General features: G+C 44.2%; 8 protein-coding genes. 3 read left to right on the top strand and 5 right to left on the bottom strand.

Translation table 11 applies throughout. The features are described from left to right. Positions 1 to 9: 9 nt before the first annotated feature. From PGS38_RS15265 to PGS38_RS15245, 5 genes are all read right to left on the bottom strand, one after another. Positions 10 to 702, bottom strand: a complete 693-nt coding sequence (locus tag PGS38_RS15265; RefSeq protein WP_022463018.1) for an iron-sulfur cluster assembly scaffold protein — start codon at positions 700 to 702, stop codon at positions 10 to 12. Between the two features lie 217 nt (positions 703 to 919). Continuing rightward, on the bottom strand, positions 920 to 1,591 hold the full coding sequence (locus PGS38_RS15260) for an acyltransferase (protein WP_118594535.1): 672 nt from the start codon (positions 1,589 to 1,591) through the stop codon (positions 920 to 922). A 48-nt stretch (positions 1,592 to 1,639) separates the two neighbouring features. After that, entirely contained in the window at positions 1,640 to 3,739 is a 2,100-nt protein-coding gene (locus PGS38_RS15255) for a DNA topoisomerase (RefSeq protein ID WP_118594534.1), read from the bottom strand. Continuing rightward, complete coding sequence (locus PGS38_RS15250; RefSeq protein ID WP_118594533.1) at positions 3,736 to 4,494, bottom strand: formate/nitrite transporter family protein; 759 nt, start codon at positions 4,492 to 4,494, stop codon at positions 3,736 to 3,738. Before PGS38_RS15250 ends, PGS38_RS15255 begins: the two co-directional genes overlap by 4 nt. Before the next feature lie 446 nt (positions 4,495 to 4,940). Beyond that, entirely contained in the window at positions 4,941 to 6,140 is a 1,200-nt protein-coding gene (locus PGS38_RS15245; protein ID WP_022463022.1) for a helix-turn-helix domain-containing protein, read from the bottom strand. A 220-nt stretch (positions 6,141 to 6,360) separates the two neighbouring features. Here PGS38_RS15245 and PGS38_RS15240 point away from each other — a divergent pair, with 220 nt between their 5' ends. From PGS38_RS15240 to PGS38_RS15230, 3 genes are all read left to right on the top strand, one after another. After that, entirely contained in the window at positions 6,361 to 8,811 is a 2,451-nt protein-coding gene (locus PGS38_RS15240; RefSeq protein WP_117510213.1) for a beta-galactosidase, read from the top strand. Between the two features lie 92 nt (positions 8,812 to 8,903). Next, positions 8,904 to 10,337: an MFS transporter gene (locus PGS38_RS15235; RefSeq protein ID WP_022463024.1), complete on the top strand. Its 1,434-nt coding sequence runs from the start codon at positions 8,904 to 8,906 to the stop codon at positions 10,335 to 10,337. Positions 10,338 to 10,452: 115 nt separating this feature from the next. Further along, the gene (locus tag PGS38_RS15230) at positions 10,453 to 12,801 is read left to right on the top strand and encodes a GH36-type glycosyl hydrolase domain-containing protein (protein ID WP_118594532.1); all 2,349 of its coding nucleotides are present in this window, start codon (positions 10,453 to 10,455) and stop codon (positions 12,799 to 12,801) included. Positions 12,802 to 12,813: the final 12 nt, after the last annotated feature.

Below are 12,813 nucleotides of genomic sequence, written 5' to 3'. Positions count from 1 at the left end.
ATTATCTGATTACTCTTTTCTCGGGTCAACGATCTTAACAGCATCAGCAACACGTCCGTACTGTCCGCTTGCTTTTTCGAAAGCTGTGTTTGCATCATCGCCGGCTTTGATGAAGTCCATCATCTTTCCGAAGTTGATGAATTTGTAACCGATAATCTCATCATCTGCATCCAGAGCGATACCTGTTACATAACCGTCGGTCATCTCCAGGTAACGAGGTCCTTTTGCAAGAGTTCCGTACATGGTACCAACCTGGGAACGAAGTCCTTTACCAAGGTCTTCCAGGCCTGCGCCTACAACCAGTCCGTCCTCGGAGAATGCACTCTGGCTTCTTCCGTAAACGATCTGCAGGAAGAGCTCTCTCATAGCAGTATTGATAGCATCACACACAAGGTCAGTATTCAGTGCCTCAAGGATGGTAAGTCCTGGCAGAATCTCAGATGCCATAGCTGCAGAATGAGTCATTCCTGAACATCCGATGGTCTCAACGAGAGCTTCCTGGATAACGCCCTCTTTTACGTTCAGAGTCAGCTTGCAGGTACCCTGCTGCGGTGCGCACCAGCCAATACCGTGAGTGAATCCGGAAATGTCTTTGATTTCTTTTGCTTTTACCCATTTTGCTTCCTCCGGAATCGGAGCTGCACCGTGATGCACGCCCTGGGCAACCGGACACATCATTTCTACTTCGTGTGAATAAGTCATTGTTAAACTCCTTTCAAATATGTACTTATTTGAGCTTTTGTCTTTCGAACGGACTGTTTCCAGCCTGTTCACAGACCTATGGTTATTGTCTCACAAAATTGGTCATTCGTCCAGCATATTTTGATAAAAAATTGCAAAGACCACCGGAAAACGATAAAATTTCCGGCGGTCTTTTAAATCAATCGGTTTGGTTTTCTCTCGATAAAAGAGATTTTTTTTAATTATCAGATTTTTTGACAATTTCTTTCGCATTCTTAAAAATATGACCTGACGGGATCACGCCGCGAACACAGGAGAGTGGATAAATGTTGGAATTTCTTCCGACAACCGTTCCCGGGTTCAATACGCTGTTACAGCCGACCTCAACTTCATCGCCGAGCATCGCACCGAATTTTTTCAGTCCGGTTTCGATCTGCTCATCGGCGCTTTTGACAACGACAAGCTTCTTGTCGGACTTTACATTGGAAGTAATGGAACCGGCACCCATGTGCGCTTTGTAGCCAAGAACAGAGTCACCGACGTAATTGTAGTGCGGAACCTGTACTTTATTAAAGAGAATGACATTTTTCAGCTCGGTGGAGTTACCAACGACAGCGCCCTCGCCGACGATGGCATTTCCGCGGATAAAAGCACACTGGCGGATCTCCGCGCCTTTTCCGATGATGCATGGGCCGTTGATGGAAGCGGTCGGTGCGATACTGGCATCTTTTGCGATCCAGATATTTTCACCGCGTTTTTCGTATTCTGCCGGATCAAGCGTCTCGCCGAGTTCAAGAATAAAGTCCTTGATGAGCGGAAGCACTTCCCATGGATACGTTTTGCCTTCAAAGATTTTTGCGGCAATGGTCTGGGTTAAATCATAAAGTTCAGAAATGGTTGCATCTTTCATGAGTGATTCATCCTTTCTTTTTTCTGTTCCTGTTTATCTTACCACATTTCAAGTGTTCTGTGCGGTCTTTTTTCTGTTCAAAGAAGACTTTGCAGAAGAGCTTCTTGAAGACGTGCTTTTTCCGGCACCGGAACGTGTGGAAGAGGCTTTTTTATAGTACGGCGCGGACGCATCAAAACTGCTCTTTAACTGGAACTGGTTCCGCATCTGCTTTACATTCACGGTGTGGCGTGTTACAAAGTTTTCCAGTTTTCCCATATATTCCTCAGAGGTAATGGATCCCTCCGCCACATAGGTGAGTCCCTTTTCCCAGCTTGCTGTCAGCTCCGGGTTCAGAAGCGGGCGGATGGACTGGTGGACGACGTCATAGATCATTTCACCGAGCTGCGTTGGTGTGATGACCTGTGTCTTTTTGTTCAGCGCGAGATACTTGATAAAGACAAGCTTTTTTAAGATCTCCGCACGCGTTGCACTCGTTCCGATGCCGCTTCCCTTGATCTGCTCACGCAGCTCCTCATCTTCGATGAGCTGTCCGGCATTCTCCATCGCAAGGATCATGGAACCGGAAGTATAGCGCTTCGGCGGGGAGGTTTCGCCCTCTTTCATTGAAAGGCCGAGCAGGTTCAGTTCACTGCCTTTCTTTAACTGGGACAGCGCGACAAGAAATGCGGGATCGCACGTTGTTTCCTCGTCCTTTTTTCCGTCCTCGTCCTCATCCTTTTTACGGAAGAAGGAGTAGTGCATTGCTTTTAAGTAGCCCTCCTCCACGAGGACACGGAAGTTGGAAAAGAACTGTTCGCCGCCGATTTCCGTCACAAGCACGACCTTCTGATAGACGGCCGATGGATAGAAGATGCTAAGAAAACGGCGGACAATCGTTTCGTATACTTTGGCGGAAAGCTCCGAAAGATTCCGCAGATTGCCAAGGCCCTGTCCGGTCGGAATGATTGCGTAGTGGTCAGTGATCTGTTTATCATTCGTATAACGGGTGGAACCGATCTTTTTCCAGCTCTCGCCCTGTAAAATTTCATCCGCAAGACCGCGGCAGATGTTGTACTGCTGCAGGCCGCGCAGGTTCTTGCTGATTTCCTTTGCAACGGCAGAAGAAAGCACACGGGCGTCGGTACGCGGATAGGTAACCAGCTTTTTCTCGTAAAGCTCCTGGACGACTTTCAGCGTTTCATCCGGGCTGATTTTGAAGAAGCGGGCACAGTCGTTCTGCAGCTCCGCAAGGTTGTAGAGCAGCGGCGCATTTTTATTCTCTTTTTTCCGCTCCATTTTCAGAACGCGCGGGATCAGAGGGTTCTGTGCTTTTAATTCGTCAATCAGCTTCTGTGCGTCTTCTTTTTTCTGGAATCCATTCTCCTTATAGAGAAGCGGCGAGTTAAAATAGCGGCTTCCTTTAACGGCACGCCATTCGCCTTCGAAATTCCGCCCGTTAAAAGAAAGACCGGCGATGACACGGTAGAACGGTGTTTTTACGAAACTGCGGATTTCGCGTTCGCGGCGCACGACCATGCCGAGCACGCATGTCATGACACGGCCGACAGAGATGGACTGGTATTTGGTGCCGAGATACGATGCGACGGCGTTTCCGTATTTTAACGAGAGAAGACGGGAAAAGTTAATGCCCATCAGGTAATCTTCTTTGGCACGGAGATAAGCGGAAGCTGAGAGATTGTCGTATTCGCTTTCATCCTTCGCTTCGCGGATGCCGCGCAGGATTTCTTCTTCTGTCTGTGAATCAATCCAGACACGTTTCTGCTTCTTGTCTTTGATACCGGCCATCTGTGCGACGAGGCGGTAGATATATTCTCCCTCGCGCCCGGAGTCGGTACAGACATAAATGGTTTCGATATCTTCCCGGTGGAGCAGGCCGCTCACGATGTTGAACTGCTTTTTTACTTCCGGGATTACTTCATATTTAAAGTTTTCAGGCAAAAAAGGCAGGGTCTCAAGACTCCACCTTTTTAACGCAGGATCGTATTTTTCCGGGTAGCTCATCGTAACCAGGTGGCCGACGCACCAGGTTACGATGGAAGTTTCCGACTCCAGATACCCGTCCCTGCGCTGCATATTCTGTTTTAATGCTTTTGCGAATTCCTGAGCGACGCTCGGTTTCTCCGCAATGTATAAGGATTTTGTCATTTATCTGCACTCATCATTCGAAGCGGCCAGGCAAGGAGCAGTCCGCCTCCGATCATATTTCCGATAGTTACAATTACCATACTTTTCAGCGCGGCGGTAAGAGAGATGCCGCCCGGAACGAGAAGTGCGGCGGTAACGAAGGTTGCCATATTGGCAATGCAGTGTTCGAAACCGGCAACAACGAATCCGGAGATACAAAGTATGATCATGAAAAATTTCGCAACTTCATTTTTGCATTTCATGCCGCAGGCAACGGCAAGGCAGACGAAGAAGTTGCAGAGAATGGCACGGAAAAACATTTCTCCGGCAGGAATGGAAAGTTTATTTCCAATAAATCCTGCGTAATAATCGGCAGTACCGGAAGCACCTGCCAGTACGAAAATTACGGAGAGAATCAGGCATCCGACAAAGTTTCCGATGTAGCTTACCAGCCATACTTTTCCAACCTGTGCCCAGGAGACTTTTTTGTCATAGGCCCCAAATGCCATAACAAGATTGTTTCCGGTGAAAAGCTCTGCACCGATAAAAACGATCAGCAGAACCGCAATGGCAAACACAATACCGCCAAGCAGTTTTCCCCAGGCAGGATCTGTACTCTGGAACGTATTGCCTACCACGTTGGAGAAAATCATGGCAACCACGATAAAGAAACCGGCCATGACTGCACGGAGAAAGTATTTCCCCGGGTGTTCTTTCAGCAGCCTTGCTTTGTTTACGGCTGCCTCTGAAAATTTTTGTACGTCATCATAAGGCATAGAATAACTCCTTTCTTATGTCCCGTAGGATGGACATATCCCCTCTCTTTTTGTCCGGGGGATGGTCTTTTTTTCCGAAGCAGCTTGCAAATGCTTCGGATTTCGCGCTTTCAACTTTGGCTATTATAGCATTTCCCGGAAAGATTCGCAATGAAGGAGGAAGAAAAAAGTATATTTCCACAGAAATGTCAGAAAATAAGGGGTGAAACGACAGATTGTATGATGAACTCAGAGGGATTGAAACAAGGATTGAAAGCTTTTTTTATGTTCTGTTTTACAAACATCTCGGACACAGTGAAATTGTAAACCATGATGATCCGGCGTTTGTGAAACTGGTTTATCATCTGCACTGATGTTCATTCTTAGCAAAAACCTCATCGGCTGTTTTCATACAAAAGATAAAACGGCAGGTGAGGTTTTTGTAATGGGCCTCTGGAAAGGATAAACTAAAGCCGTATAGTATCCATTACACCGGATTTTTTCCGGTATTCTAAAGGAGTCATATGATACTGTTTTTTGAATAAACTCTGAAAATGAGGTTGGCTGGAAAAGCAGAGATAACTGCTGATTTCAGCCAGACTTTTTGTACTGTAGGTTAAAAGCATTTTAGCTTCTTCTAATTTACATCTTGTAATGAAAGCACCTATGGTAAAGCCGAGCTCAGTTTTGAATTTTTTCATCGTGTAGGAAGTACTTTTCTGAATGGAATCCGCGACATCATTCACGGAGATGGATTCGTTTGTATGTGTACGGATAAAATTCATACAGGTATAAACTTCTCTTGAGATTCCAGCAGGGATTTTGGTTTCACCTGCCTGCTGACAAAAATCCAGAATCATGGAGTATTGCAGTGCCTGGATTTTTTCCAGTGACTGCAGTGCCTCGCATTCCTGAATATAAAGATCCAGAAGCTGATATGTTTTTTCAATATCTACTCCTCCCGGAATGGCGCCAAGAACAGCGGTTTTGATTGCTGTCACGATAAAAAGATTTTTGGCATGGCGAATCGGGGTTTTTGCAAGTCTGCCTTCTTCTAATTGTAATGTATTATTCTTCAAAAAATTCTGCAAAGCATTTACATTTCCGTTTTGAACAAACTGAAAAAGTTCGCATTCAAACTGGTAAGTGTTATGCATCTTTTTATTTTCCATATTTTCTGTAATGGATTTCAAATGCTGCTGGCTCTGCCGCAATTGCTGGGGTGCACGCTGTCCCAATAATTTCAACACACTGATTTCCTTGTGGTTCACACATTGATGCAGGAAAACAAGATGCTGACAAAATTGGATATGTGATAACCGGGGAATGGAGGCGAGAGCCTCAGCGATTACTTCCTTGTACTTCAGAGGCGTGGCAGAGTCATGCATATAACTGCGGACGAGCTCATCTGTCACAGGAACGGAAAAAACCGGGCCTAAGATGATATATTCACCAGTAGCTTCAATTTGGACAGAGCCATATACAATGTCGGGAGATGCAAAACGAAATTCGGGATTATAATCGGATGGATAAAGCGGATAAGGACTCTCTGTTGAGATGTGGAGCTGTTCTGATAAAGCAGAGTAAATAGCTCCTGCTTCAGTAATTAGATTCGTAGGAATTCCTGTAACGGCATAGTAATTTTTACAAAAAGTAACATAATTCATATGATATTCTCCTGGTATCTGTGGGATGCAGTGGATCAAATTTTCGTTTGAAAGTTTCTGCAAAGCAATTCACGATTCCTTCACTTCCAAATTTAAAGTATAAAATGGAAAAAGAAAAATAACAATACGAAAACATATAATTTTGTATGTTTTTATGTAATATCTTTCCTTTCATTTTTGATAAAGTGCGATTAGAAAAAAGGAAAGGCGGATCATACGCATGAGACAACCGATTAAAATTAATAAAACGAATCCAAATAAAGGTGTTCTCGATTATTCTTATCTTTTGGATGCACCAGCTGGAAAACATGGATTTGTAACGACAAGGAATGGCCATTTTTATTTTGAAGATGGTGTAAGGGCAAAATTTCTTGGGTTTAATGTGGCTGCAAGATCAAATACCCCGGATCATGAAACCGCAGAGAAACTGGCGGAACGTTTTGCGAGCCTGGGCGTGAATGTGATTCGGCTCCATGCAGCAGATGCCCCAATCAGCGAAGAACCACGTAGCTGGTCCAGCTGTAAAGAAGCTCCACTTTTAGATTATGAAAAAGGAAACGGGAGAGAATTTCATCCGGAAGGTCTGGATCGATTTGACTATTTTGTCGCAAAATTGAAAGAGCGGGGTATTTACCTTCACATTGATCTTATCGTTGCAAGAGATTTTGTAGAAGGAGATGGACTGGACTACCCAGGAAATGCGGGAAGCTGCATCAAACGTTTTCCCATGTACAATAAACGGATGATAGAGCTGCAAAAAGAATATGCCAGAAAGATTCTCTGTCATGTGAATCCTTATACAGGTCTTGCACTGATTGACGATCCGGCGGTGATCACGGTTCAGATCAATAATGAAGATTCTGCGATTAAAGGAACGATGGAAACGGATCAGCGGGAAGAGATGCAGCCATATCGGGATGAGGTACAAAATCGTTTTAACAGCTTCCTCTTGATGAAATATGGAACAAGAGAGCGTCTGAAAGAAGCATGGACGTTTGAAGGAAAATGTGCGCTTGGCGAGGAAGAAGATCCGGAGAAAGGAACTGTGCAGGGAGCCGCAGGTAATTTCTATCAGCCGGAATGCGACCCTTTGGGAAAATGGGAAGAAAATGAAAGTCCGGCCCGCTATGCTGATTTTATGGAATTTGGCATTACGATGAATCGTAATTTTTATCAGGATATGAAAGATTATCTTCATTCCCTTGGAGTAAAAGTTCCGATCGTGACAAGCAATCTGGTTGCCGGTGCAGCGGATGTATATGGCCATACCGACGGGGATTTTATGGAAAATAACAGCTATTTTAATCACCCGCTGCTTCCGATCCAGGAGGCAAATACCTATCTGGTTGCAGGGCCGGCCGAATATGTGTCAACGAACCCGCTGACCATGCAGACAGGAGTTGGTTCTATGGCAACAACACTTTTAAATCTTGCTTCCGTTGCCATTGTAAAAGGAAAGCCTTTCATGCTCAGTGAGTGGAACGAATATGGGGAACATCCTTTCCATTCGACAGCATATGTGCACACGGTTGCCTATGCATGCTTGAACGACTGGGACGGACTGATTTTATACAATTATCATACGTCAGAAAAGGCGGACGATCAGCCGGACGATGAAATCTGGAGTGTTTTTGATGTATATAATGATCCGGCGGTTATCTGTCAGTGGGGATTTATGGCATCTGTATTTCTCAAAGGGCTGGTATCGGCGGCTAAAAACCGTGTAGATGTCGTATATACACAGAACGATTTGAAAACACTGCCGAAAATGCACGCAATGCCAACTACTTTTTTACCTTACATCACATGTATGCGAAATGTATTCCTGGACGGAGGGGATACCTATCAGGGAGACGCGGCTGTTGCAGTGAACGCAGGATTTTTGAATGGGGCAGATCTCTCGGAGGCAGAACACGGTGTGTATTATGCATGGTCACCGTATCGTGACGCATGGCGGAAATATAAAGACCACAACAGGCTGAAACAGGCAGCGAAGAATGCAGAAGAGATACGAGAAGGCGTGTATCTGGGAGCACAGGCACTTGTCTTTGATGAAATTCAGAAAATCGCAGGCACAGGAGATTATCGTGAATTTGCTGCAATTCTTGACCGGGCAATGAAAGAATGGAAGATACTTTCGGAGGAATGTGGTCTGGTAGATGGAAAACTGATTTCTGATACAAAAGAGCTGGTGTTTGATCCGGCACATGCCCGGTTCGTAATTCATACACCGTATTGCGGATATTTCAGTGGAAGCCCAGCAGAAAGTCTGCGGCTGTCTGAAAAAATTGAGATCCAGTCAGAAAATGAGCGGATTACGCTGGCACTTCTTCCAGTGGGAAAGGAAAAACTGGAGCAGGCAGAGGAATTTGTGATCACTGCGATGGGAACAACGGGAATGGACAAGACAACGTATCAGGAAGGTGCACAGATGATGGGCTTTCCGTTTACTGCAGTACACTTTCAGGGAAAATTATATGCCGAAACGCTGGAAGGAAGAATCTACGTAAAAGCTAAGGAGGCCGTTCTTACAGCATTAGATCCAATGGGAAATGAAATTGGAAGAATAGAAGGAAAAGAGACAGAAAAAGGAGTATGTTTTCTTCTGTCAGGCAATCTTCCAAGTGTTCAATATAATTTAAAAATAAAAAAAGAATGCCCAAATATATAATATTAAATTGCTATATGTAATAAAAGAAACAAAATACTTGATAGAATACAAGTATAAAACAGCGGCTGTAAAAAACGATGGGAGAAAAAGATATGGGAAAAAAGAAACAAAAAGTCCTCTATGATGCAGACGGGGCAAGAAGAGTTATGAGAAAAAGAGATTATATGGCTGATATGGGAGGTCAGTTAGCGTTAGGCGTGATGGCCAATCTGGTTGGCCAGCTTACTTACTTTTATACAGATAAAGTCGGCATGGCGGTAGGCGGAGTCGGAATTGCGATGATGATCGCTAAGATTATAGATGCACTGACGGATGTTCTGGTGGGAAATATGATTGACCACTCCAAAGGTGGGAATAAGAAATATTACTCCTGGATGCTGAAAATGGCGATTCCTGCAGCAGTCATCATCATTATGATGTTTACGGTCCCGATTCAGGCAGGACAGACAGCGGCATTGATTTATGTACTGGTTACCAATCTTCTTTTAACAGCAGTTATTTATACTATGATTGCCACACCGTTTTCAGCGGTTATGATTGTGCGTACTCACAGCCAGAGTGAGCGAAGCAATATGGGGCTGTTCCGTGCAGTCGGAAACTACGGTGCCGGAACAATCATTGCTATTATCACAATTCCGGTAACCAATATGCTGGGTGGTACACAGAGTGCATGGATCAAATATGGTGTTGCGCTTGCACTTGGCGTTTTATTACTTTTCCTGATCTGCTACAACAATGGAAGAAAAGCAAAATTTGCTTCGGATTTTGAAAGCGAATCGGAAAACGCATCAGAAACAGCACCGACAGAAACAGAAGAAGAGGAAGCAGTTCCATTTAAAGATGCTATAAAAATGTTATTGCAGAATAAATACTGGGTGATCGTTCTTCTGTTCAATTTGATTACCAATATTACCGCTGCAGTGGCAGCAGCCTCGGGTACATACTATGCAAAATGGATTTTTGGCAACGATAATCTTGTTGCAGTCATAGGAGCGGCAGGTATGCTGGCAACGGTAATCGGATTTGTGGTTTCCAAGCCGATCATTTCGAAGCTGGGTGTTACAAAAACAATTCAGCTTGGGTTAATGGGAGCTGCCATTCCATCCCTGATCCGCTGCTTTATTCCGGAAAACTTTATGGTTTATGCAGCAACCAGCCTTGTGGCGAGCTTTATCCAGATTCCACTGATGTGTCTGTACGGCGTATTAACAGCAATGACGGTAGATTATAACGAATGGAAATATGGAAAGAAATTAGTTGCAATGTCGGGCGGAGCTATAGGATTTGGAAGTAAAGTGGGAAGCGGCCTTGGATCTGTTATCTTATCCGCATTTCTTGCCATTGGCGGATATCAGGCATCGCTGGAAAGTGCAACTGCTTCCATGCGATATTCGATTTATGGATTTTCCAACTATCTTCCGCTGGTTGTAAACCTGGCTATGTTCCTGATTTTTACCAGATTTGATCTGGAAGAAAAATTACCAAAGATGCGGGAAGAAGTACTTGCGAGAAAAGAGAAAAAATAAACGGAGAAACTACAAGGTCGGTACAGGAAAGACTGTACCGACTTTGCAGTTGTCATTCAATTTACAGAAACTGCCAGTGGCAGGCTCTGTAGGTTAAAAATAAGGAGAATTGAAAATGAGCGATACATTATGCAATGAAAAAAAGAAACCTTATACATTTTCAGAAGATGGAAATTCCTGCATTATAACAGAAACCAGAACACCAAGATACTGGTATAATTATCTGTGGAATGAAAATCATTACTGTGCGCAGATTTCCCAGACAGGACATGGGCGCAGCTATTACCTCAGTGAAAAAGCAGATATGTGTATGATGAATCAGGACGATGCAAGATATATCTATCTAAGAGACGAGAAAAGCAAAGAATGCTGGAATATCGGCGAAGGTCCATTAAATACGGAAGTAGAAAATTATCAGTGCGTACACAGCATTGGATCTTCCAGAATCCAGTCTTCTTATCAGAATATTGCAAGTTCCTGGCGGCTGTTTGTACCGGAAGAAGGATACCAGGAAGTGTGGACTTTGAAAATAAAAAATACAGGGGAAAGACAGCGCCATCTCAGCATATTTTCAGCAGTCAGCTTTTATCTGGAGGGCTTTTCTTATCCGCGATATTATGAAATGTATCGTTGTATGGAAACAGATTATGATGAAAAGTTAAAGGGTGTATATTGCAGATCCGCACATCCTTTCGCACCGCACAAAAGATACAACGCATTTCTGGCAGCATCAGAGCCGGCATACGCATATGATGGAAATCTGGAAGCATTTTGCGGGACAACCAGTACCATAACAAGGCTGGATGCATCAGCAAGCGCGCTTTTCCAGAGACCGGACATTGTCGTAAAGGGAAAAGACTGTACAAATTCCAAAGCGGCCCTTTTTATTCTTGGCGGTGTGCTGCAGCATAAAATTGTGCTACAGCCAGGAGAAGAAAAAGAATTACAGTTTGTATTTGGAATCAGTGAATCACTTGAAGAGGCAAGGGCGGTATCGGAAAAGTTTTCCAATTCTGCAGCTGTGGAAAAGGAACTTGAAAAAGCAGAAACGCATTATCTGGAAAAATATCGTTCGCTGACCGTGGAAACGCCGGATGAAAAAATCAATCACATGATGAATAACTGGGTGAAAAAACAGGTAGATTTTTGCATTGTCGGGAAAAAAGGAGTCCGCGATAATCTTCAGATTGCAGTTGGCCTGTTAAACTATCGGCAGGAAACAGCAAAAAAAGAGATTCTGGAATGTCTTCGCCATCAGTTTCGGGATGGTCATGGAGTTCTTACGTGGTATCCTTATGATGATACCCGGTATTCCGATCAGCCGTTCTGGATCATATGGGCTGTCTGCCAGCTGATAAAAGAAACGGGAGACTTTTCTATCCTGGATCTGGAGATTGAATGGCAGGATGGAGGGAAGGCGGCTGTTCTGGATCATGTGAAAGCGGCTGTGAATCGATTGCTGCAGGATAAAGGAAAGCATGGACTGGTACGGATTTATTTTGCGGACTGGAATGATGCACTCAATGTTACAACGGATGAATATGCGGAATCCGTAATGCTTTCCCATCAGTTCTGCCTGGCACTGAAGGAATTAGAAGCATTACTGAAGAAAAAAGGCGATCAGGTATATGCCGGAAAAATAGCAGAGGAATATCGTATCTTACGAAACAGCATTAATGCATATGCATGGGATGGAGCGTGGTACATGCGGGCGTTAAGTGATGTGGAGAATATTGGTTCCAAAAACAGCGAAGGAAGCAAAATTTATCTGAACGCGCAGACATGGGCTGTTTTAGGAGATGTTGCAGATGCAGAGAAATTACCAAAGATATTAAAAGCAGTGGATTCCATGGAGCATGATTTTGGATTTCCGTTAAATCTTCCGCCGTATCAGAAGTATTCGCCAAATGTAGGGAGAATGTCCGGCATGCTGCCAGGATTGTTTGAAAATGGTGGTGTATACTGTCATGCTACAGGGTTTAAAATTCTGATGGACTGCAAGGTGGGGAGAGGAAGCAAAGCATTCGAAACACTGAAAAAAATTATGCCGGACAGTGATAAAAATCCATCCATGCAATCCGGAGCAGAACCATATGTTTTTACAAACTGTTATTCTACCAATCCCGGATATTATGGAAAATCCTACCAGTCCTGGACAACGGGAACTTCTGCGTGGTGCATGATGGGGGTGTACGAAGGAATCCTCGGAATCAAACGGGATTACGATGGACTGCGGATCGATCCGTGTCTGCCGAAAGAATGGGAAAAGGCAGAAGTGACCAGACATTTTCGAGGTGCTGATTATCATGTAATCATCGAAAATCCAGATCATCTGGAAAAAGGAGTGCTTGAAATTAAGACAGATGGAGCAGTTTGCGATATGTCCGACAAAGCAGATGGGTTTGTGCTGCCTGATTTCAAGGATGGAAAAATGCATGAAGTCCATGTTATATTGCGTAAATAGACAAAAGAGGCT

It is taken from the genome of Fusicatenibacter saccharivorans (genome assembly GCF_027667425.1).
In the GTDB taxonomy this organism is placed as follows: domain Bacteria; phylum Bacillota; class Clostridia; order Lachnospirales; family Lachnospiraceae; genus Fusicatenibacter; species Fusicatenibacter saccharivorans.
Note: the sequence above shows the minus strand (reverse complement) of the source record. Positions and strands in the feature narration are given on the sequence as shown.

Excerpts from the sequence above, each read along its gene's own strand:
- PGS38_RS15265 (WP_022463018.1), bottom strand. The coding sequence starts at position 702 with ATGACTTATTCACACGAAGTAGAAATGATGTGTCCGGTTGCCCAGGGC.
- PGS38_RS15260 (WP_118594535.1), bottom strand. The coding sequence starts at position 1,591 with ATGAAAGATGCAACCATTTCTGAACTTTATGATTTAACCCAGACCATT.
- PGS38_RS15255 (WP_118594534.1), bottom strand. The coding sequence starts at position 3,739 with ATGACAAAATCCTTATACATTGCGGAGAAACCGAGCGTCGCTCAGGAA.
- PGS38_RS15250 (WP_118594533.1), bottom strand. The coding sequence starts at position 4,494 with ATGCCTTATGATGACGTACAAAAATTTTCAGAGGCAGCCGTAAACAAA.
- PGS38_RS15245 (WP_022463022.1), bottom strand. The coding sequence starts at position 6,140 with ATGAATTATGTTACTTTTTGTAAAAATTACTATGCCGTTACAGGAATT.
- PGS38_RS15240 (WP_117510213.1), top strand. The coding sequence starts at position 6,361 with ATGAGACAACCGATTAAAATTAATAAAACGAATCCAAATAAAGGTGTT.
- PGS38_RS15235 (WP_022463024.1), top strand. The coding sequence starts at position 8,904 with ATGGGAAAAAAGAAACAAAAAGTCCTCTATGATGCAGACGGGGCAAGA.
- PGS38_RS15230 (WP_118594532.1), top strand. The coding sequence starts at position 10,453 with ATGAGCGATACATTATGCAATGAAAAAAAGAAACCTTATACATTTTCA.